This window comes from Paramylibacter kogurei (genome assembly GCF_002742285.1).
Lineage (GTDB): Bacteria > Pseudomonadota > Alphaproteobacteria > Rhodobacterales > Rhodobacteraceae > Amylibacter > Amylibacter kogurei.
The window spans coordinates 837,946-859,910 of sequence record NZ_MDGM01000012.1 but is presented as its reverse complement, the minus strand read 5'-3'; the positions used below and the strand labels follow the sequence as shown (position 1 = coordinate 859,910).

General features: G+C 49.4%; 18 protein-coding genes. 7 read left to right on the top strand and 11 right to left on the bottom strand.

The genetic code is table 11. The features are described 5' to 3' along the window. Positions 1–124 precede the first annotated feature (124 nt). Positions 125–1,894: a PQQ-dependent methanol/ethanol family dehydrogenase gene (locus BFP76_RS09665; protein ID WP_099593137.1), complete on the top strand. Its 1,770-nt coding sequence runs from the start codon at positions 125–127 to the stop codon at positions 1,892–1,894. 52 nt (positions 1,895–1,946) lie between these two features. On the opposite strand, the gene BFP76_RS09660 is transcribed toward BFP76_RS09665, so the two are convergent. From BFP76_RS09660 to BFP76_RS09625, 8 genes are all read right to left on the bottom strand, one after another. Continuing rightward, positions 1,947–3,545, bottom strand: a complete 1,599-nt coding sequence (locus BFP76_RS09660) for an NTP transferase domain-containing protein (RefSeq protein ID WP_099593135.1) — start codon at positions 3,543–3,545, stop codon at positions 1,947–1,949. Continuing rightward, positions 3,542–4,522: an XdhC family protein gene (locus tag BFP76_RS09655; RefSeq protein WP_099593133.1), complete on the bottom strand. Its 981-nt coding sequence runs from the start codon at positions 4,520–4,522 to the stop codon at positions 3,542–3,544. Before BFP76_RS09655 ends, BFP76_RS09660 begins: the two co-directional genes overlap by 4 nt. Beyond that, a complete protein-coding gene (locus BFP76_RS09650) occupies positions 4,519–5,748 on the bottom strand; it encodes a vWA domain-containing protein (protein WP_099593131.1) in 1,230 nt (409 codons plus the stop codon). Before BFP76_RS09650 ends, BFP76_RS09655 begins: the two co-directional genes overlap by 4 nt. Beyond that, positions 5,745–6,632, bottom strand: coding sequence for an AAA family ATPase (locus tag BFP76_RS09645; protein WP_099593129.1), 888 nt, complete (start codon positions 6,630–6,632; stop codon positions 5,745–5,747). Before BFP76_RS09645 ends, BFP76_RS09650 begins: the two co-directional genes overlap by 4 nt. Before the next feature lie 68 nt (positions 6,633–6,700). Beyond that, entirely contained in the window at positions 6,701–7,534 is an 834-nt protein-coding gene (locus BFP76_RS09640) for an FAD binding domain-containing protein (protein ID WP_099593127.1), read from the bottom strand. 11 nt (positions 7,535–7,545) lie between these two features. Beyond that, positions 7,546–9,903 carry a xanthine dehydrogenase family protein molybdopterin-binding subunit gene (locus tag BFP76_RS09635; protein ID WP_099593125.1) on the bottom strand — a complete coding sequence of 786 codons (2,358 nt, stop codon included), beginning with the start codon at positions 9,901–9,903 and terminating at the stop codon, positions 7,546–7,548. A gap of 13 nt (positions 9,904–9,916) precedes the next feature. Next, on the bottom strand, positions 9,917–10,402 hold the full coding sequence (locus BFP76_RS09630; RefSeq protein ID WP_099593124.1) for a (2Fe-2S)-binding protein: 486 nt from the start codon (positions 10,400–10,402) through the stop codon (positions 9,917–9,919). Positions 10,403–10,423: 21 nt separating this feature from the next. Continuing rightward, positions 10,424–10,948 carry an SRPBCC family protein gene (locus tag BFP76_RS09625; protein WP_099593122.1) on the bottom strand — a complete coding sequence of 175 codons (525 nt, stop codon included), beginning with the start codon at positions 10,946–10,948 and terminating at the stop codon, positions 10,424–10,426. Between the two features lie 156 nt (positions 10,949–11,104). Here BFP76_RS09625 and BFP76_RS09620 point away from each other — a divergent pair, with 156 nt between their 5' ends. The 6 genes from BFP76_RS09620 to hpaB all read left to right on the top strand — a co-directional run bounded on the left by BFP76_RS09620 (position 11,105) and on the right by hpaB (position 18,440). Beyond that, positions 11,105–11,818, top strand: a complete 714-nt coding sequence (locus tag BFP76_RS09620; protein ID WP_099593120.1) for a response regulator — start codon at positions 11,105–11,107, stop codon at positions 11,816–11,818. A gap of 24 nt (positions 11,819–11,842) precedes the next feature. Further along, the gene (locus tag BFP76_RS09615; protein ID WP_240514023.1) at positions 11,843–12,982 is read left to right on the top strand and encodes an FIST N-terminal domain-containing protein; all 1,140 of its coding nucleotides are present in this window, start codon (positions 11,843–11,845) and stop codon (positions 12,980–12,982) included. Positions 12,983–12,985: 3 nt separating this feature from the next. Next, positions 12,986–15,190, top strand: a complete 2,205-nt coding sequence (locus BFP76_RS09610; protein WP_099593116.1) for a hybrid sensor histidine kinase/response regulator — start codon at positions 12,986–12,988, stop codon at positions 15,188–15,190. Positions 15,191–15,270: 80 nt separating this feature from the next. Beyond that, positions 15,271–16,440: a 4-hydroxybenzoate 3-monooxygenase gene (gene pobA, locus BFP76_RS09605; protein WP_099593114.1), complete on the top strand. Its 1,170-nt coding sequence runs from the start codon at positions 15,271–15,273 to the stop codon at positions 16,438–16,440. 62 nt (positions 16,441–16,502) lie between these two features. Continuing rightward, on the top strand, positions 16,503–16,967 hold the full coding sequence (locus BFP76_RS09600) for a MarR family winged helix-turn-helix transcriptional regulator (RefSeq protein ID WP_165775699.1): 465 nt from the start codon (positions 16,503–16,505) through the stop codon (positions 16,965–16,967). 9 nt (positions 16,968–16,976) lie between these two features. After that, positions 16,977–18,440: a 4-hydroxyphenylacetate 3-monooxygenase, oxygenase component gene (gene hpaB / locus BFP76_RS09595; protein WP_099593110.1), complete on the top strand. Its 1,464-nt coding sequence runs from the start codon at positions 16,977–16,979 to the stop codon at positions 18,438–18,440. 55 nt (positions 18,441–18,495) lie between these two features. Here hpaB and acs read toward each other — a convergent pair whose 3' ends face one another. The 3 genes from acs to BFP76_RS09580 are packed head-to-tail and all read right to left on the bottom strand — an operon-like array spanning position 18,496 to position 21,962. Then, entirely contained in the window at positions 18,496–20,439 is a 1,944-nt protein-coding gene (gene acs / locus BFP76_RS09590; RefSeq protein WP_099593108.1) for an acetate--CoA ligase, read from the bottom strand. Positions 20,440–20,466: 27 nt separating this feature from the next. Then, complete coding sequence (locus tag BFP76_RS09585; protein ID WP_099593107.1) at positions 20,467–21,207, bottom strand: ABC transporter ATP-binding protein; 741 nt, start codon at positions 21,205–21,207, stop codon at positions 20,467–20,469. After that, the gene (locus tag BFP76_RS09580; protein WP_099593105.1) at positions 21,207–21,962 is read right to left on the bottom strand and encodes an ABC transporter ATP-binding protein; all 756 of its coding nucleotides are present in this window, start codon (positions 21,960–21,962) and stop codon (positions 21,207–21,209) included. Before BFP76_RS09580 ends, BFP76_RS09585 begins: the two co-directional genes overlap by 1 nt. Between the last annotated feature and the right edge of the window lie 3 nt (positions 21,963–21,965).

The window sequence follows — 21,965 nt, the reverse complement described above, 5'->3', positions numbered from 1 at the left end:
TTTTCATATTAGCCTTTGGTCGTATCGACCTAAGGCTAATACCCCGTATGTGCCCGCTGTTCCATAATTCCCCCACCATAAGGACGACTCTTTGGGTCGTGTCCTTGCACTAAGGGAGGAAAATATGAGAAATTTCGTAGCTGCCGCAGTTGCGTGTCTAATCGCAACAGCACCAGCATCAGCAGGCCCCGTAACAGAAGCCGATATCGCCAACGATGCCGCAAACACAAGTAGCGTTCTTACCAATGGTATGGGTCGCCATTTGCAACGCTATTCCCCGTTGGAAATTTTGAACAAAGATAACGTTAAAAACTTGGTGCCAGCATGGGCATTTTCGCTTGGCGGTGAAAAACAGCGCGGCCAGGAAACTCAGCCATTGGTGCATGATGGCGTGATGTATATCACCGGTTCATATTCACGCATGTATGCGATTGATATCAAAACGGGCAAAGAGATCTGGCAATATGACGCCCGCCTACCCGAAGGTATCTTGCCATGTTGTGATGTGGTGAACCGTGGTGCCGCCATTTATGGTGACACAATTTATTTTGGCACATTGGATGCGCGTATCGTTGCATTGAACGCCAAAACGGGTGACGTTGTTTGGCGCAAAAAAATCGCTGACTACAAAGCTGGTTATTCATACACTGCCGCACCTTTGATCGTGAACGGTTTGGTCATCACTGGTAATTCAGGTGGTGAATTTGGTGTGGTTGGCGAAGTGCAAGCGCGCGATGCCGAAACAGGTGATCTGGTCTGGACACGCCCTGTGATCGAAGGTCACATGGGAACGTTGAACGGCGAAGAATCCACCATGACGGGTACACTTAATGCCACATGGCCAGGTGATATGTGGAAAACAGGTGGCGGTGCAACGTGGCTGGGTGGCAGTTATGATGCCGATACCGACACGCTGATTTTTGGTACAGGTAACCCTGCCCCATGGAACAGCCATCTGCGCGGTGCGGGTAAACCCACCGATGGCAACACTGGTGATAACCTTTATGCCGCGAGCCGTCTGGGCATTGATCCAGCAACGGGTGAAATCAAGTGGCATTTCCAAACAACCCCACGTGAAGGTTGGGATTTTGACGGCGTGAACGAAGTTGTCGCCTATACCGATCGTGAAGGTAACAAGCGTTACGCCACTGCGGATCGCAATGGTTATTTCTATGTCTTGAATCGCGAAGACGGAAAATTCGTTTCCGCATCACCGTTTGTGCAAAACATCACATGGGCCGAAGGCATTGATGAAAACGGTCGCCCGATTTTCATTGAAAACAATCGCCCCGGTGATCCAACAGCCGCTGCTGATGGTAAAAAAGGTGAAACTACGTTCTCCGTTCCTGGGTTCTTGGGTGGTAAAAACTGGATGCCAATGGCGCACAGCCCAAAAACGGGCCTGTTCTACGTTCCCTCAAATGAATGGGGCATGGATATCTGGAATGAACCAGTAACCTATAAAAAAGGTGCCGCGTATCTTGGCTCTGGCTTTACCATCAAACCATTGTTCGAAGATTACATTGGTTCGCTCAAGGCCGTTGACCCAGACACAGGTGATATCAAATGGGAATACAAAAACAACGCGCCTCTTTGGGGTGGTGTAATGTCCACCGCTGGCGGGCTTGTATTCACAGGTACACCAGAGGGTGAGTTCAAAGCATTCGACGATGAAACCGGCGAAGAGCTTTGGTCATTCCAAACCGGTTCTGGTATCGTAGGTCAGCCAATCACATGGGACATGGACGGCGAACAATATGTTGCTGTGGCCTCTGGTTGGGGCGGTGCGGTTCCACTTTGGGGTGGCGAAGTTGCCAAAAAGGTGAACTACCTGAACCAAGGTGGCTTGATGTGGGTATTTAAATTGCCAAAGCAAATGGCATCAGCCAATTAATATAAAAATTCTCCCCTGAAAGGGCACCCTTCGGGGTGCCTTTTTATTTGGGTTAATTGTTTTTGGATTCCCAATTTTTCCACGCATCGGGCGTGTCCAAATCGACCGTCACAGCGTTATCCGTTTCAATTTCGTGGATAAATTCAGGCACCGCGCGCAGCACATCGCGCGCACCTTTGTCCCCGCTGATATCTTTTAAATTTTCGCTAAACCGTGCATCAAACAAAACAGGATGCCCGCGTGTGCCCGCACTGGTTTTTGGACAAATAATCAGCCGATCTTGATTTGGGTCATGCGCTGACAACAGCGCATTAAAATGATCAACGCGAATATCTGGCATATCGGCAAGCGCAAACGTGATAGTTTTTGCCTTGCCATTTGCACATCCCATTGCGGCGCGGATCGATGCGGACATGCCTTGATCTGCGTCCACAACCTCTTGAATTTCAACGTCTAACCCCGACAGTGCTGCGCGGTGGGCATCTGCCCCTGTTCGCAATGTTACCACGCATTTATCAAAATTTGCGGCCAACATGGTTTCCACGGATCGGCGCAACAATGGCACTCCATCGATTTTACGCAGCAGCTTATCCTGATCGCCCATGCGACGCGATGCACCTGCGGCCAACATCACACCGTAATTCAGCGTGGGTTCCTTTGCACGTTTTGCGCGGGGTTGGATACGGTTTGGAATTTCCTTGAGCAATCCACCAACACCCATTGCGGCGATATCATTTGATTGCACATCAATCCCTGCTGCCAAGCGTTCCAACACCCAATCCACCCCGTTTAACGCGGGCGCACGTGCACATCCAGGCAGGCCAACAACAGGCCGCCCAACAATTTGCCCCAAAACCAACAGGTTCCCAGGATCAACAGGCATGCCATATCGCAAAATTTGCCCACCTGCCCGTGCGATGGCCGCAGGTATTACATCGCGGCGATCCGATGTGGCCGATGCACCTAACAACAAGATTACATCGGAACGGCAATTCTTTATCGCGGCTTTTATCGCATCTTCTGAATGTGAAACCGTTTCGCATTGATTTATCGTCATATTCAATGGCGCGATGCGGGTTGCGATAATTTTTTCACCCTTGGAAAGCAAACTTTCCTTAAACCCTGTGGTCTTGGTCAGGATCAAATCAACCGATTTGGGTTTGAACGGAAACAATTGCACCGTGTTATCCAAAATCACATGAACAATACTGTTTAGATGTTGTTTATCAACGGCATATGGGATGATCTTGATCGTTGCGATCAGGCTACCTTTGGCAACTTTTGAATGATTTGCAAGCGTGGCAATTGTAATTGATTCATCAATGTTGTTCATCGCGTTGATCTGATCAACATCAAACACCACAACACCATCATGCCCCGCCAACAGGTTCACGCGCCCAGCAACTGGCATGGTACAGCCGATATTTGCGTTTTGCAGCGCATCCCCGATTTTTTGCGCGGCGATATCCTCGCCAATATCTGCATTGGACAAAATGGCGGCGGTTATTTCAAAAATACCCGCCTGTTCCAGCGCCGCGATCTGCGTCTGATCCAAAACTTGTCCTTTTTTCAGGTGCAAATCACCCGCTCGTAACGAATGCGCCAAAATCGCACCCCGTGCATCGGTTGTTGAAATAGGTCCAAATTTCATCGCCGTGTCTCTGGTCGGCGTAGTCGTTCGGTGATTTCTGCCATGGTGGATATGGCAATTTCTGCGGGCGATTTTGACCCGATATCCGCACCGATTGGCGCATGGATTTTGGCGATTTCAGACTCGCTAAACCCCGCAGATTGCAAATGTGCCACCCGTTTCGCATGGGTTTTGCGCGATCCAAGAGCACCGATATAAAACGCATCGCTTTTCAATGCGCGTTCCAAGGCTGGATTATCCATTTTTGGATCATGGGTCAAAGTCACAACCGCCGTGCGTGGATCAAGCCCGATTGCATCCATCGCATCATCAGGCCATTCATCAATGAATTGATCATCAGGAAAACGTTCCTTGGTTGCGAAACTGTCGCGGGGATCAACCAAATAAACGGTATACCCCGCCATGCGTGCCATCGCCGCCAGTGATTGCGTGATATGCACCGCCCCCACAATCGCCATGCGCAGCGGCGGATTGAACACGCCCACATATGTGTCGCCATCCAACATTGATTTATCTGCGGCAAACGCGTCAGGGGCATTAACGGGCGTAACCAAGCTACGCTCCCAAGTTGACAAATTAACTTGATACCCAATCGCGCGACGTTCTTCCGCCGCTTTGACCAATTCGGTGATCAACGCCACTGTTGGCCCATCGCCAACACCAATTGGTTCGACCAAAATTTTGATGTCACCGCCACAGGCAAGGCCAACGGCAAATGCTTCTTCATCCGCAACGCCGTAATCCAAAACACGGCATTGGCCGTCTGCAATGGCGGCCTGTGCCTCTAGTATCACTGCACCTTCGACACAGCCCCCCGAAACGGACCCAAAAAACGCGCCGTCTTCGCTAATTGCAAGTTGCGATCCCGCTGGACGTGGTGCGGATCCCCAAGTTGAAATAACCGTGGCCAGCGCGGCACCGCGCCCATCGGATATGAATTGCATTGCCACGCTTGGCATATGTTCAATTTGCGTCATAACATGGCCTTCATTCGGTTTTTCTCACCGGTATTATTTACATTGCTGAGCAGTGCTGCAAGCTCTTGTAATGATGCAAGGTTATGGCACGCGCTGAAACTATCAACATGGGGCAGAATTGCACGAATTCCCATGGCTTGGGGTTCGAAACCATCCCATCGCAACAAAGGGTTCAGCCATAAAATATGTTTGGCGGATAATGATAGCCGTTGCATTTGTTGCGACAGGTTTTCAACATTCTCTCGTTCCAAACCATCAGTGATCAACAACACCATTGCATTGCTGCCCAGCACACGGCGCGACCAATCTTTGTTGAACCGTTCAAGCGATGTACCGATCAATGTGCCACCATCCCAGTCGTTTACCTGATTGCCGATCAATTTCAGCGCGGCATCGGGTTCTTTTTCATTCAACATTCGGGTGATATTGGTCAGACGTGTGCCAAAGGTAAATGCGTGCACACGCGCCCAACCTGCCCCGCGTTTGAGCGATACCGAATGGATGAAATGCATCATCATGCGCGAATATGCCGACATTGATCCCGAAATATCACAAAGCACCACCAAATTGGGCGGCTGTTTCACCGCCCGTTTGCGTGGCAATGATAATACTTCACCACCCAGACGACGTGCAGCGCGAAATGCGGCGCGTGCATCAATCATATGACCATAACTTGCGGTTTGGTATCGCCGCGACGGGGTTTTTAAAACGGGTAATTCCATTTTTGCGATGGCGCGTTCTGCATCACGCATTTCTGCATTGCTCATTGCTTCAAAATCCATGTTTTTGAGCAATTCATTTTGCGACACGGATAATTGCGCATCCAGTTCCAATTCATCGCGCACCTGCTCAGGCGCATCACGCGAAGCACCATCCGCCATCGCATCCGCCGCACGGGTTTCGGCGGGTTTTGGTTTTTTCTCCACCGGTGGTGCATTGATCACGGGCAACAGGTTTGTGATCATTTTTTCCAAAAACTCGGGATCGCGCCAGAACATGCGAAACACCTGTTCAAACACTTGTAAATGTTCTGGTCGGGTGATCAGGCTTGCGCGTAAGGTAATGAAAAAATCGCGCCGATTGGTGAACCCCACGGTTTCAACGGCGCGAATGGCGTCAATCACTTGGGCCGTGCCAACCGGCACACCTGCGCGGCGCAAGGCTTTGCAAAAATAGGTAATGTTTTCAGGCAACCGCCCATGGGGTGTTATGGGGATAACGCTCATCCCGCCTCGCGCAGATCGGCGCGTACGGTTTCCAGAATACGGCTAACCTCTGATCCATGTAATTTTGCAATGTCATCTTGGTATTTCAATACCGCCCCGATAGTGTCTGCGATTACATCAGGTGCCAGGGCAACAACATCAAGTGCGACCAAACATTTTGCCCAATCAAGCGTTTCGGCAAGACCAGGTTTTTTAAACAAATCCTCACCCCGCAATCGTTGGACAAAGGCCACGATTTCGCTGCTGAGTTGTGCTTTTGCCTCTGGTACGCGTGATTGCAAAATTTCCAATTCGCGTTCGAAATCGGGATAATCAACCCAGTGGTATAAACAGCGCCGTTTCAATGCATCATGCACCTCGCGGGTGCGGTTGGATGTCAGGATCACAATCGGCGGTTCGGGTGCCTTGATCGTACCGATTTCGGGTACGCTAACCTGATAATCGGATAATGCTTCGAGCAAGAATGCCTCGAACGGGGCATCGGTGCGATCAATTTCGTCAATCAACAGGATCGGTGCACCATTTGCATGGGGTTCCATCGCCTGTAACAGTGGGCGTTTGATCAGAAACTCATCCGTGTATATATCGCGCCCATCGTCCCCGCGCATGGCCAACATTTGTTTTGCGAAATTCCATTCGTAAACGGCAGTGGATGCATCCAAGCCCTCGTAACATTGCAAACGGATTAAATCGCGCCCCAATCCAGTAGCCAAAGTTTTGGCAAGTTCTGTTTTACCCACCCCTGCTTCGCCTTCTAAAAATATCGGGCGATCAAGCGAAAGCGACAGAAACGTTAATGTGCCCAATCCGCGATCACAGATGTAGCCTTGGCCCCGTAACAGGGTCAGCGTTTCGTCGATGGATTTGGGTATGTTATTCGTCATATTGCCACACTAACAAACTTCACCAGCCCAACAAGGGGCTGGTGGATTTCAGTTTTGTTTTCCGCCGATTAAGCGGATTCAACAGCGCGTTTGGCCATCACACCAATCAAATTGGCACGATACGCGGCATTGCCGTGGATGTCGGATAACAATCCTTCGGCGCCAACGTTCACACCTGCGGCAGATGCTGGTGACCAATCAGATGTTAGTGCGGATTCCAAACCGGCATGGCGGAATACACCGTCATCACCCGCGCCCGTCACAGACACACGCACATCACCATCAATGGATTTGGCAACAAACACACCAACCATCGCATAGCGCGACGCAGGTACGGGGAATTTCCCATAACCAGCGGCGGCGGGTGCTTGGAAGGACACAGATTTAATCACCTCGCCGTCATTCAACGCCGTTGAAAACATTCCTGTGAAAAAATCATCCGCAGAAATGTCACGCGATGTCGTGTGGATGGTTGCACCAAGCGCCAGCAACGCTGCGGGATAATCCGCCGCAGGGTCGTTATTGGCAATGGAACCGCCAATCGTGCCGCGATGGCGCACGGCTGGATCACCAATATTGGCGGCCAAACCAGTGATCGCAGGGCAAGCCGCTGCAAGATCGGCGTTATTGGCAACCTCGTAATGGGTGGTTGCCGCACCGATGGTGATGGTTTCACCACCCTTTGCCTTTAACACGCCCAGTTTTTTGCGCGCCTCGATCGTCACGCCGCGCAACTCTGCGATGCCACTGATATCAATCAGATCGGTTGGTGCTGCAAGGCGTTGCTTCATGGTGGGGATCAAAGTTTGACCACCCGCCAATATTTTTGCCTCTGGCGATGCCCCCAACAGGGATGCCGCGTTGGCTGCATCAGACGCTTTGTGATATTTTGTCGTATACATCTTTGCTCTCCTTATTCTGCGGCTTGTTTGGATGCTTCTTGCAAAGCGGCCCAAACGGCGCTGGGGGTTGCTGGCATGTTAAGGTTATTGTTGCCAATGGCATCTGTGATCGCGTTGATCACCGCTGGTGGCGATCCAATCGCGCCAGCCTCGCCACAGCCTTTCATACCCAATGGATTGCCTGGGCATTCGGTTGATTGATGCATAACCTGATACATCGGCACATCATCCGCACGTGGCATACAGTAATCCATATATGATGCGGATAACTGTTGCCCGTCGGGATCATATACCACACCTTCGAACATGGCCTGACCGATACCTTGGGCAAGGCCACCGTGGACTTGGCCCTCTACGATCATCGGGTTGATAATTGTGCCAAAGTCATCGGATGCTGTGAATTGGATGATCTTGGTCACACCCGTTTCTGGATCAACCTCGACCTCGCAAATGTAACAGCCCGCAGGGAAGGTAAAGTTGCTTGGATCATAAAACGCAGATTCTTTTAGACCTGGTTCCATGCCCTCTGGGATATTATGCGCGGTATAGGCGGCAAGGCCGACCTCGTGCCACAACATCTGTTTATCCGTACCCTTCACCTTGACCGCGCCATCTTCGATGATGATGTCATCTTCGGATGCTTCCAGCACATGTGCGCCGATTTTTTTGACCTTGGCCTCTACCTTGTCCATTGCCTTGACGATGGCGGACATGCCAACCGCGCCAGAGCGGGAACCATAGGTACCCATGCCAAATTGTACCTTGTCCGTGTCGCCGTGCACGATGGAAATGTTTTCCGTCGGCAGACCAAAACGTTCCGCTACAATTTGTGTGAATGTGGTTTCGTGGCCTTGCCCGTGGCTGTGTGAACCTGTCAGGATTTCAATAGTGCCAACGGGGTTTACCCGTACCTCGGCACTTTCCCACAGGCCAACGCCGGCGCCAAGGCTCCCGACCGCGGCGGACGGTGCGATACCGCATGCCTCGATATAGTTTGAAAAACCAATCCCGCGCAGCTTGCCACGTTTTGCGGCCTCTGCCCGACGTTTTTCGAACCCTTTGTAATCGGCAGCGTCCATTGCTTGTTTTTGGTTCGCTGCAAAATCACCGCTGTCATAGGCCATAATAACAGGCGTTTGATGCGGGAATTCTTTGACAAAGTTTTTTAAACGCAATTCGGCCGGATCAACACCCAACTGGCGTGCAGCGGTTTCCATCATGCGTTCCATAACGAAACTGGCCTCTGGTCGCCCTGCACCGCGATATGCATCCACTGGCACGGTGTTTGTATAAACACCCTGCACATCAGCATAAACATTTTCGATGTTATACTGACCAGACAGCAATGTGGCATAAAGATAGGTTGGCGTGGCCGAGCTAAACAGCGACATATACGCGCCAAGGTTGGCCTTGGTATTTACCTTCAACCCAACGATTTTGTGGTTTTTGTCCAGCCCCATCGTGGCATGTGTGACGTGATCGCGACCATGTGCATCTGTTAAAAATGCCTCTGTGCGATCGGATGTCCATTTCACCGAACGATTGGTTTTCATGGATGCCCACAGACATGTGATTTCTTCGGGATAGATATAAATCTTGGACCCAAAACCACCACCAACATCAGGTGCAATCACACGTAGTTTGTGTTCAGGTGCTACGTTATAAAACGCAGACAAAACCAAACGTGCAACATGTGGATTTTGCGATGTAGTATATAGGGTATAATGATCTTCGGATTCATTAAATGTTGCGATTGCTGAACGTGGCTCCATCGGATTTGGCGCCAAACGGTTGTTCACAATGTCCATCTCGACAATATGTTCTGCGCTTGCCAAAGCCGCATCGGTTGGTTCCTTGTTACCAATTTCCCAATCAAAGATGAGATTGCCCGGTGCGTTTTCGTGAATTTGTGGTGCGCCATCTGCCAATGCCTCGACAGAGCCAACAACAACAGGAAGCGTTTCATAATCAACGACCACGGATTCCGCCGCCAGTTTGGCGATTTCTTTGCTGTCCGCAATCACAACCGCAACCGCATCACCCACATAGCGCACCGTATCAGTGGCAAGTGCGGACCATGCCCCCATGTTCATCGGTGTGCCATCCTTGGATGTTACACCCCAACCACAGATGATATTACCAATACCATCACCTGTTAATTGATGACCGTTCAAAACATCCACAACGCCATCCATCGCCAATGCGGCGGATGCATCAATGCCATTCACTTTGGCATGTGCATGTGGTGATCGCACGAATGCGGCGTAGGCTTGGTTTGGCTCGATGATATCATCGGTGTAACGCCCCTTGCCTGTGATAAAACGTTTGTCCTCTTTGCGCAGGACTCTTGCGCCAATTCCTTCACTCATGGTTTTTCCTCCCTTAAGCGGTTGTCATTTTGGACGCGCCGTCCTGAATGGATTTCACGATGTTATGATACCCCGTGCAGCGGCAGATATTGCCCTCAAGCTCGTGGCGAATGGCGTCTTCGGTCAATTCTTTGCCCGCTTCCTGATATCGTTTGACCATATCGGTGGCTGTCATAATCATGCCAGGTGTGCAGAAACCGCATTGCAGACCGTGGTTTTCTTTAAATGCCAATTGCATCGGGTGCAGATCATCCTTGGATGCGGCCAACCCTTCAACGGTGGTTACTTCAGCACCTTCGGCAGCGGCGGCAAGCATCGTGCAAGATTTCATTGCTTGGCCGTTCACATGCACAACACATGCGCCGCATTGGCTGGTATCACAACCAACATGTGTGCCCGTCAGGCGCAGATGTTCACGTATATATTCCACCAGCAAGGTGTTATCGGAAACATCCGCGCTCGCGGCCTTTCCGTTTACTGTCATCGTTATTTTTGTCATTTTTTCCTCCGCTATTGTAATTTATGCGCCGCCAAACAAACGTTTTAGCCATGCCCAGAACCCACCCTGTTTAACGGGTTGTGCTGTGCTGGCAGCGGGTGCGCCCCCACCTTCGACGATATCTTGAAATTTTTGAAAAAACTGATCCGCCATTTTGCTGGCGAAACTGTCAATGATACGCGATCCAAGTTGGGCAAGTTTACCACCCACTTTGGCCTCTACGTTATACGTAAGCTCTGTACCCTCGCCATTTGGCGTTAGGGTTACATCCGCACCACCTTTGGCAAATCCTGCAACACCGCCCTGGCCCTCGCCGCTGATTGTCAGGCTGTTTGGCGCGTTCATATCGGACAAATTAACAATGCCCTTAAACGTGGCCTTTACCGGCCCTACACGCTGTACAACGGTTGCTGTAAATCCTTGTTCGGCGTTGCCTGTCATTTCTTGGCAACCTGGCACGCATGCCTTTAACACTTCGGGATCAAGGATTGCTTTCCATACTGTTGCTGGATCGGCCTTGATCACGCGGGTATCTTTTAATTCCACGATTCTTGTCTCCCAATAATGGGGTAACTCTATGCTTGAACTGCAAAACCCTAAATACGACCAATGTCCAAGTCGCCAATCAGTTGAATAGATCAGCCATATTCGCTAGCGTAAGCCATTATCTGATGTGACCATCAAACTTTGTGAAAGTAATCAATGACAGAGAGCGCAACGGAACAGCTTCAAATTGATCTCAATTCAGCGTTGATCGTTGATGATCACCCCTTATTTTGTGATGCATTATCGTTAATCGTGCAAATGGTATCAGACATCGAAACACCAGATACCGCTGCATCATTACAAGATGCGTTGGATAAACTTGATGCGGGATTAACCCCCGATATTGTTTTGCTCGATCTCAGCCTGCCTGACGTAAACGGTTTAGATGGGTTAATGCGCATTCGTGCACGCAACGAAAAACTAATTATCGTTGTTGTATCATCCATGTCGGACAATCAAATGATCCGATCCACAATTGCCGCTGGTGCAAATGGATTTATCCCTAAACACAGCCCAAAAGAGGTGTTTAAACAGGCGTTTGAAACACTGCGCAGCGGGAAAACATATCTACCCCCAGAATTTGTGGAATCTCCAAATGCCGAAACTGACAAAGATTCACCACAAATCGTTATTGATCGCCTTGCCACATTAACCCGTCAGCAAGGCCGCATTTTGCGCCTGATGAGTGATGGGAAATTAAACAAACAAATTGCCTATGAATTGTCGATTGCAGAGGCTACGGTGAAGGCTCATATCACGGCCATTTTGCGAAAACTAAACGCGCAAAATCGCACACAGGCGGTTTTGTTGCTGCAACAGGCAAAGTTCCAAAACCTTGCGCAAATGCAAACGGACGTGAATACACATTAACCACAACTTTGGGAGGGGTTTGTGGTGAATCAACAAATTGATCACATCGTGCGATCCGCATCTGTTGCGGCGCATCATCCAAATGCTATTCAAATTCTTGCAGATGAATTGGGCCAAGATTTTGCACATGTATTTTTATACGTGTCTCCCAGTGCAGATTTTGACAACGTTGTGCATCTTGCCCAAAGCGCATTTAAAACCGATCGTATTGTCGCCTGTACCACAGCAGGCGAAATCATGTCTGGCTATACCGAAGATCAGATAGTCGCGGTAGGATTACCAAATGCGCATTTTTCGACAAAAACGATACTTATCAACGATGTGACATCGGTGAATGCGACCGACCTTATCGGCGATATGATCCGTGCGCGCACCGAATTAACCGATGCAAATCCGACATTTTCGCACGAAGTTGCGTTTTTGATCGTGGATGGATTATCTCTGTTTGAGGATCAATTGGTCAGCAAAATATCATCGGGCCTTGGCCCTGTGCCATTGTTTGGCGGTTCTGCGGGCGATGGTACGCGATTTGAAAAAACCTTTGTTTCTTTCAATGGTACCAGCCACCAAAACGCAGCCGTTTTAACATTTATTCGTAGCGATTGTGTGATTGAAACCTTTAGCCTTGATCATCTGTCGGCAAGCAGCGAAAAAATGGTTGTGACCCGCGCCGATCCTGCGCGACGTATCGTGCATGAAATCAACGCCGAACCCGCAGCACGTGAATATGCGCGTATCTTGGGCAAGGACCCAAACCAGCTATCCGAATTTACATTTGCATCCAACCCATTGGTGGTACGCGTGGGTGGGCGCCATCATGTGCGTGCCATCCAACAGGTGACCAAAGACAACGATCTGGTGTTTTTCTCGGCCATTGATGAAGGGTTGGTTTTAACGCTTGCAGATGCCGAAGATATGGAAACCCATCTGGAACGTGAATTTTCCAAAATTGCCGATCAAGGATCACTCGATTGTATGTTGATTTGCGATTGTATTTTACGCAGATTAGAAGCAGCCCAAGGCCAAAAAACAATTGCATTGTCCAACATCATGGCCAAAAACCGCGCAATCGGATTTAACACCTATGGCGAACAATTTGGCGCAATGCATGTGAACCAAACCATGACAGGTGTCGCGATTTATCGACCTGAAAACAAAGTGTAACGCATGAATTCTCTGGTCGATACATCCAAACCAATCACCGAGCAAAATGAAAAGCTGTTGAAAATTGTTGATGCGCTGATGCGGCGTGTTGAACAAGACACCAATAAAAACGGCGATGCCTATGCCCAATTTGAACGTGCAGTCCTGCTAGAGGATCAGGTGCGCAAACGCACTGCCGAATTGGAACAGGCATTGCACCTGTTGAATCAATCCAACGAAAACCTTGCCAGTGCGATGGATGCCACAGAATCTGCACGCGAAGATATGTTTAACGCCATCGAGGCCATCGAAGAAGGTTTCGCATTGTTTGATTCAAACGATGTTCTGGTGATGAACAACAGCCGTTTTTGCACCGCCCTGCCCGATATCCGCCCGAAATTGGCACCTGGGTTAATGTTGAATGATTTCATTGACCTTGCCGCCAATAGCCCACATTTAATCCCACCCGAAGGAACCAACCGCCAAAATTGGGCGGCTGATCGCAAGGAGTTGCACAAAAAACCACACGCGGTGTTCAATATCGCAATTGATGATGACCAGTGGTTACAGGTCAGCACCGATCGCACTTTGAACGGCAGCACCGTAATCATGCAAACCGATGTCACCGACATCATCCGCACCGAACGCGAAGAGCGGGATAAATTGCTGGACGATCAGGCGCGGATGATCAAAGCCACGTTGGACCATTTGAACCAAGCGGTTGCGATTTTTGACAAACAATCACGTTTGATCGGTTGGAACCGAAGCCTCAATAGCCTGCTGAGCCTGAAATCAAAATCGCTTCGTATGGGGGTTGGGTTTACGCGGGTTGTTGACAATCTGCGCAGCAGTTTTGGCGCGGAAAACCTCAAGGTGATGCAAATTTTGAATAATTGGGTGGAATCCCCAAATGTTCGACGTCCTTTGTCATTTGAGGTGACCTCCAAAAGTGGGCAAATTCTGGATGCCTTTGTCCGCCGTATGCCCGATGGTGGTTTTGTAATCAGCCTCACCGATGTATCCGCCGAACGATCCGCCACCCGTATGTTGGCACGCGCCAACGAAACGCTGGAACTACGGGTCGAAGAACGCACCGATAATTTGCAACAGGCATTGCAATCCGCCGAACGCGCAAACGCATCAAAAAACCGATTTGTTGCTGCCGCAAGCCATGATTTATTGCAACCCCTGTCCGCGGCAAAACTCTATCTTGCTGCGCTGTCAGATAAGGCAAACCAAGAAATCTTGGCCAAGGCAGAACAGGCATTGTTAAGCGTTGAAACCATTATCGAAGATTTGTTGGAAATTTCGAAACTTGATTCAGGTTCTGCATCACTTGAGGTTGGTAATTTTAGACTGAGCGATATTTTGACGACGTTGAAAAATGAATTCCAACCGATTGCGGCACTCAAAAACTTGGAACTTGTTGTGGTGAATAGCAGCGTCACAGTGCGTTCCGATCCATCCTATCTGCGCCGTATTTTGCAAAACCTTATCAGCAACGCCATTCGATATACCGATCAGGGGCGTATTTTGGTGGGTGCGCGACGCAACGGTGGATCGCTAAGGCTAGAGGTTTGGGACACAGGGCGCGGCATTAGCGAACCAGATCAGGCCATTATTTTTGATGAATTTCAACGCCTTGAAACCCGTGCCAGCGCATCCGAGGGCATGGGGCTTGGCCTTGCAATTGTTGAACGCGCCTGTGAACAGCTTGGCCATCCGCTCCAGCTTTGGTCCGTTTTGGGCAAAGGTTCGGGGTTTTTCGTAAATGTCCCCATTTCCGATCAAATCCAATCCAACCCAACGACGCAAAATTCAAAATATTCACCACGCAACAGTTTGCAAAACCAAGGTTTGATTGTCCTGTTGGTGGAAAACGATCAAGAATTACGCCGCGCAATGGTGTTGTTATTAAACAAATGGGATATCAACGTATTAGACGTCGCCAGCGCACCAGAGGCGTTGGATTTGCTTGATGAAATCCAAATCATGCCCGATGCGATGGTGATCGATTATCAACTTGATTATGGGGATGACGGTATCAATCTGGCGCAAACCATTTTGCAAAAACACAATGACATCCCAACCCGTATCATTTCGGCAAATCGATCTGGTGAACTGCGTCGAAAATGCAAAGAGGCAGGATTGCAGCTTATGCTGAAACCCGTCGATGCAGATGTTTTGGAACAGTTTTTGTTGACCGCGATCAAGCCACCTATAGCCTAAGTGAATAACGCATAACATCAAACCAATTTGGAATTGCCCCTGTCCGCGTTAATGTAACCTAACAAATTTCGGGAGGGATCATGAAAACGCAAGTCGCAATCATTGGCGCAGGCCCATCTGGATTATTGTTATCTCAGCTTTTGAACCGTGCGGGAATTTCAACCATTGTTTTGGAACGCCAAAGCCGTGAATATGTCCTGTCGCGCATCCGCGCAGGTGTTTTGGAATGGGGAAGTGTCGAATTATTGCGCAAGGCAGGCGTTGGTACACGCATGGATGCCGAAGGCCAACCGCATGATGGATTTCATTTAGCCTATAACAACCAAGAATTCCGCGTCGATGTTCATGAACACACGGGCAAGCGTATGATGGTTTATGGCCAAACAGAGGTCACGCGCGATCTCTACAATGCACAAGATGACATCGGTGCAACGATTATTCATGGCGTGGAAAATGTGAAACTGCATGATCTGAAATCAAATGCACCACGGGTCACATATGAATTGGATGGTGAAAACCACAAAATTCAATGCGATTTTATCGCAGGCTGCGATGGGTTTCATGGCGTTAGCCGCCCCAGCATCCCTGATGATATTCGCACCGAATACGAAAAAATATACCCGTTTGGATGGCTTGGCGTGCTGTCAGATACCCCACCCTGTGCGGATGAATTGATCTATGCCAATCATCGCCGTGGATTTGCACTGGCGTCCATGCGGTCCCCAACACGATCACGCTATTATATCCAAGTTCCCTTAACGGATAAGGTTGAAAACTGGTCTGATGATGCATTTTGGGATGAATTAAAACGCCGCCTGCCCGTGGAACATGCAAATGCGTTGGTTACGGGACCCAGCATTGAAAAATCTATCGCCCCATTGCGTAGCTTTGTCTGTGAACCCATGCAACATGGTACGCTATTTTTATGTGGTGATGCGGCGCATATCGTGCCGCCAACCGGTGCCAAGGGGCTTAACTTGGCCCTGTCTGACGTGCATTATTTGTTCGAAGCGCTGCAAGTACATTTTAATACTGGAAATTCAGAACAACTTGCGAACTATTCCAAAACCGCACTTGATCGTATTTGGAAGGCTATTCGGTTTAGCTGGTCGATGACCACCCTATTGCATCGTTTTCCCGATCAAACAGATTTCGATCAACATATCCAAGAAAGTGAGCTTCGCTACACCGCGCAATCAAATGCGGCCCAAACAAGTATCGCTGAAAACTATGTCGGGTTGCCGTATTAGATTTTTCTTGATTAAATTGCATATCTAAATTATTAATATATTAATTAATTTGGATGTACATCATGCAAAGTTTTCAACGATCACTCCCGATGATTCTAAATTACACGCTGGATGCGGTAATGCCGGTTCACCGAGAATTATTCGCACGGTTTGATCTGACAGAACAACAATGGCGTGTTTTGCGCATGTTATGGACATCAGAAAAAACCACCGCAATCGAGATTTCAAAACAAGCATTGCTCCCCGCGCCGAGCCTTGTTGGAATCCTTGATCGGTTGGAAAAAAAGGGACTGGTAGCACGGGTACGCTCGCAATCGGATCGGCGCAAAACCTATATCGTCGTGTCCGATGCAGGGCGTGCGCTGCAACAACAGGTTTTGCCTTTGGTTCAAGACATTCAAACCCATCTTAAAAATTCTGTAAGTGCAGATGATTGGGCGGCGTTGGAACGAATTTTAGACACTATCAAACTCAATATGACTGATGTCGCGTTAAATGACATTATCAACGATAATTCAAAGCGTTAGGAGGAACAAATGACCTTGGGAAATGGCATTCGTACAGGTGCGCAATATATTGCGGGGCTTCAAGATGAACGCGAGGTGTGGACACGTGGAAAACGCGTGGCCGATGTCACCACCGAGCCTGGCATTAAACGCGGCGTGCAAACTCTGGCGGGTTTTCTGGATCGCCAGCATGATGAAAAATATCGCGACACTGTCACCTATCAGGATAACGACGGATCGCGTTGCGCCATGTCGTTCAAAATTCCAAAATCCAAAGAAGACATTCTAGCCAAGGGTCGCGCCTATTACGAATGGGCGAAATGGTCGAACGGGATGTTTGGGCGCACACCTGACTACAAGAACGCATCGGTGATGTCATTTGCATCCGCCACATCGTTTTTGGCACAAGGCACCAAAGGCCAAGCAGATTTTTCGCAAAACATGACCAATTTTTATGACCATGTCCGCACCAATGACAAGGTTTTAACCCATACATTGGTCAACCCACAGATTAGCCACGCCCAAGCCGCCGCAGGTAAATTTAGCAGCGAAGTGGCATTGCATGTGGTGAAAGAAACCGATGCCGGAATCATCGTGAATGGCGCGCGATTGCTCGCAACACTTGGCCCATCGGCCGATGAGATTGAGGTTTTCCCATCAACCGTATTACGTGCAGACCCCGCCAATGAACCATTTGCCTTTGCATTCGCAATTCCGATTGCAACCAAGGGTCTAAAAATGATTTGTCGTGATACATATGATCACGGAAAATCCCATTTTGACGCCCCTCTTGCATCGCGGTTTGAAGAAATGGATGCGGTCGTGATATTCGACAATGTCTTGGTGCCATGGGAACGCGTGTTCATGTATGGCGAACCAGAATTGTGCAACCAAGCGTTTGGTGCCACCAATGCCGTGGTGCATATGGCGCATCAGGTGGCATGTGGGAAACTGGCAAAGGCCGAGTTTTTAACAGGTATTTTGGTGTCCATCCTCAAGGCCACGGGCCGTGATCGCGATTTGGCGATGAAGGGCATGGTGTCAGAGGTCATGTTAATGACCGAAACCATCCGCGCCTTGCTTTACCAAGCAGAAGCCGAAGCACATGAAGATGAATATGGCAATTTCATCCCATTGCGCAGCCCGCTTGATACATCGCGCAATTTGTTCCCGAAATATTACCCGCGCATGGTGGAAATTCTGCAAATGATGGGATCATCATCATTGATGGCTACCCCTGCCGAGGCGGACTTTGCCAATGATCTGACCCCAGATGTATTGCAATATTTCCAAGTTGCAAATTTGGATTCCAAGGATCGCGTGGCATTATACCGTTTGGCGCATGATGTGGCGGTTTCGGGATTTGGTAATCGCCAAGCGCTTTACGAGCGGTTCTTTTTCGGACCACCACATTTGATGCACGCGGCCTATTTTGATCTTTATGACAAAGATCGCGTGACAGATCGCGTTGATGCGTTGCTAGCCGAAAGCTAATCATAAAAAAATCCCCCAAGATCAGAGTCTTGGGGGATTTAATTCATCTGTTAATTTAGCCGCGGTTCATGCGGTTTGCGATCAGATCATCCACGACCTCTGGCTCCGCCAATGTGGATGTGTCGCCAAGGCTTCCAAAATCATCTTCGGCCACTTTGCGCAAAATGCGGCGCATGATTTTGCCTGAACGGGTTTTGGGCAAACCTGGCGCCCATTGTATCAAATCAGGTGATGCAACGGGGCCAATTTGTTTGCGCACCCAGTTGCGCAATTCAACGCGCAAATCATCGGATGATTCAACACCCGCGTTCAGCGTGACATAACAATAAATGCCCTGCCCCTTGACCGCGTGTGGGTATCCCACCACGGCGGCCTCTGCCACATTTGGATGGGCGACAAGTGCGCTTTCGATTTCGGCGGTGCCCATACGGTGGCCTGATACGTTCAACACATCGTCCACACGCCCCGTGATCCAATAATATCCATCCTTGTCACGACGACAGCCGTCTTCGGTGAAATAATATCCTTTGTAGGCGGCGAAATAGGTGTTCACGAAACGCTCATGATCGCCATAAACCGTGCGCATTTGGCTGGGCCAGCTGTCTTTGATTGCTAATACGCCTTCGGCCTCAGTTGTGGTGATTTCTTTGCCTGTGGTTGGGTCAAGAACGACAGGTTGCACACCAAAGAATGGTTTGGTCGCTGAGCCCGGTTTTGTCGGTGTAGCACCTGGTAATGGGGTCATCATATGTGCACCCGTTTCGGTTTGCCACCATGTGTCAACGATGGGCACTTTTCCCTTGCCCACAACGTTATGATACCAATTCCATGCCTCAGGATTGATCGGCTCGCCCACGGTTCCCAAAACCTTGAGCGCCGATAGATCGCATTTATTCACCGGATCATCACCAAGCGCCATCAATGAACGGATCGCCGTTGGGGCAGTGTAAAATTGATTGACCTTGTGTTTTTCACACACCTGCCAAAAACGCGATGCGTCTGGATATGTTGGCGTGCCTTCGAACATCAAGGTCGTCGCGCCATTGGCCAGCGGGCCATAAACGATATAGCTGTGGCCCGTGATCCAACCCACATCCGCCGTACACCAATACACATCACCATCATGATAATCGAACGTATATTGATGGGTCATGGATGCGGACACCAGATAACCACCTGATGTATGGACAACGCCCTTCGGCTTGCCCGTTGAACCAGATGTATAAAGAACGAATAGTGGATCCTCTGCGTTCATTTTTTCCGCGGGGCAATCGGGAGATGCATCAGCCATCAGGGTTGCGTAATCATGATCGCGCCCCTCTTTGTTGCCGGGTCCACCGCCTGTGCGTGCCACAACAAGTGTGGTGACATCACCGCAAATGTCCAAGGCCGCATCAACATTTTTCTTTAGCCCAACAGCACGCCCACCGCGTGGGCCTTCGTCTGCGGTGACAACCAATGCTGCCTTGCTATCGGCGATGCGTGATGCCAACGCATCGGGTGAAAACCCACCAAACACGATGGAATGGATCGCACCAATACGCGCACAGGCCAGCATAGCATATGCCGCCTCTGGGATCATCGGCATATAGAGAACAACGCGATCACCTTTTTTAACGCCCAATGATTTATAAACATTGGCAAGCTTTGACACCTCTTGGTGAAGCTTTTTGTAAGTGATCTTTTCATCACCACCTGGTTCATCGCTTTCCCAGATAATTGCAACTTGATCGCCGCGTTTTTCCAAATGGCGATCAACGCAATTCACACATACATTCAGTTCACCATCCTCATACCATTTGATCGACACATCAGGATATGCGAACGTTGTGTTCTTCACCTTTGTGTATGGTGTCATCCAATCCAGACGTTTGCCATGTTCGCCCCAAAATGACTCTGGGTCGTTTACAGATGCTGCATACATTTCTTCGTATTTTTTGGCATCCGCATGCGCGTTTGCAGCGACTTTCGCGCTTGGTGGGAAAATCGGGTCGGTCATATTCAATACCTTTCGTCTGAATTGGCGCTAGATGGCCAAATATTCGTGGCGTAGCTCTTCGTTATCCAACACCTCTTTTGCGGTGCCGTCAAAGACAACTTGCCCTGTATCCAAGATCAAAGCGCGATCAGCCAGGTTCAAAGCAGCCACTGCGTTTTGTTCCACAATGATCGTTGTGATGCCCTGCTCACGGATCAGATGCAACGTTTTTTCGATCTCTTGAACGATAACGGGGGCTAGACCTTCGTAGGGTTCATCAAGCAGCAAAAGTTTGATATCACGGGACAATGCGCGCCCAATTGCCAGCATTTGTTGCTCGCCACCAGACAGGGTTGTGCCCTCTTGTTTGCGCCGCTCGCCCAGACGTGGAAACAGATCATAAATGCGTTCCAGCGACCAACCAATGGGCGGTTCAATTTGTGCCAGTTGAATATTTTCTTCAACTGTTAAACCTTGGATGATGCGCCGATCCTCTGGCACCAATGCGATGCCAGCCTGCGCCGCCTGATATGATTTCATCGTATGAAGCGGTTGATGATCAAGCCAGATTTCACCCTTATGCACCGCAGGATCATCAAGGCGTGCAAGTGCACGCAATGTTGATGTTTTCCCTGCGCCATTGCGCCCAAGCAGTGCCAGAATTTCACCTTCGTGAACATTCATTGACACGCCTTGTACGATATAGCTTTCGCCATAATATGCATGGATATCATGTGCCGAAAAATACGCTGGTGCGTTTTGCGCGTGGTTTGCGTTCATATTCGCCATTAATGTGCCCCCCCAAGGTAAGCTTCTTGAACCTTTGGATGGCCCTTAATATTTTCTGGTAAGTCTTCAACGATAACAGTGCCTTGTGCCAACACGCTAATCTTTTGCGCCAGCGAAAACACCACATGCATATCGTGTTCAATCACAGCCATGGTGATATGGCGGCGATCCTGAATTTCGGATAACAAATCGATTGTGTTATTCGTATCTGCACGCGCCATGCCCGCCGTTGGCTCATCCAACAACAAAAGCTTGGGGTCTTGTGCCAAACACATCGCCATTTCAAGGCGGCGTTTATCGCCGCGTGACATGGATGATGCAATCATATCGCGTTTGTCGATCATGTTGACATCAATCAACATCTGTTCGGCTTTTTCTTGAATATCAACCTCGTTGCGCACGCGGTTGAGCGCGTTCATTTTGAACGCCCCGTCGCGTTTTGCAAAACACGGGATCAACACGTTTTCCATCACTGAAAGATCTGTAAAAATCTCTGGCGTTTGGAACACGCGTGAAACGCCTGTTTGGTTAATCTCGTGGGGTTTGATCCCCAACAAAGATTGCCCATTAAACATCACCGTTCCAGTGTCAGGGACCAATTTGCCCACAAAACAGTTCAACAATGTTGATTTACCCGCACCGTTTGGCCCGATAATCGCGTGAATTGTGCCCTCTTCGATATTGAGGTTCACATTTTGCAATGCCTTCAACCCACCAAAGGATTTATTCACATTTTGGACTTCTAAAATACCCATTTG

Excerpts from the sequence above, each read along its gene's own strand:
- BFP76_RS09665 (WP_099593137.1), top strand. The coding sequence starts at position 125 with ATGAGAAATTTCGTAGCTGCCGCAGTTGCGTGTCTAATCGCAACAGCA.
- BFP76_RS09660 (WP_099593135.1), bottom strand. The coding sequence starts at position 3,545 with ATGAAATTTGGACCTATTTCAACAACCGATGCACGGGGTGCGATTTTG.
- BFP76_RS09655 (WP_099593133.1), bottom strand. The coding sequence starts at position 4,522 with ATGACGCAAATTGAACATATGCCAAGCGTGGCAATGCAATTCATATCC.
- BFP76_RS09650 (WP_099593131.1), bottom strand. The coding sequence starts at position 5,748 with ATGAGCGTTATCCCCATAACACCCCATGGGCGGTTGCCTGAAAACATT.
- BFP76_RS09645 (WP_099593129.1), bottom strand. The coding sequence starts at position 6,632 with ATGACGAATAACATACCCAAATCCATCGACGAAACGCTGACCCTGTTA.
- BFP76_RS09640 (WP_099593127.1), bottom strand. The coding sequence starts at position 7,534 with ATGTATACGACAAAATATCACAAAGCGTCTGATGCAGCCAACGCGGCA.
- BFP76_RS09635 (WP_099593125.1), bottom strand. The coding sequence starts at position 9,903 with ATGAGTGAAGGAATTGGCGCAAGAGTCCTGCGCAAAGAGGACAAACGT.
- BFP76_RS09630 (WP_099593124.1), bottom strand. The coding sequence starts at position 10,402 with ATGACAAAAATAACGATGACAGTAAACGGAAAGGCCGCGAGCGCGGAT.
- BFP76_RS09620 (WP_099593120.1), top strand. The coding sequence starts at position 11,105 with ATGACAGAGAGCGCAACGGAACAGCTTCAAATTGATCTCAATTCAGCG.
- BFP76_RS09610 (WP_099593116.1), top strand. The coding sequence starts at position 12,986 with ATGAATTCTCTGGTCGATACATCCAAACCAATCACCGAGCAAAATGAA.
- pobA (WP_099593114.1), top strand. The coding sequence starts at position 15,271 with ATGAAAACGCAAGTCGCAATCATTGGCGCAGGCCCATCTGGATTATTG.
- BFP76_RS09600 (WP_165775699.1), top strand. The coding sequence starts at position 16,503 with ATGCAAAGTTTTCAACGATCACTCCCGATGATTCTAAATTACACGCTG.
- hpaB (WP_099593110.1), top strand. The coding sequence starts at position 16,977 with ATGACCTTGGGAAATGGCATTCGTACAGGTGCGCAATATATTGCGGGG.
- acs (WP_099593108.1), bottom strand. The coding sequence starts at position 20,439 with ATGACCGACCCGATTTTCCCACCAAGCGCGAAAGTCGCTGCAAACGCG.
- BFP76_RS09585 (WP_099593107.1), bottom strand. The coding sequence starts at position 21,207 with ATGGCGAATATGAACGCAAACCACGCGCAAAACGCACCAGCGTATTTT.
- BFP76_RS09580 (WP_099593105.1), bottom strand. The coding sequence starts at position 21,962 with ATGGGTATTTTAGAAGTCCAAAATGTGAATAAATCCTTTGGTGGGTTG.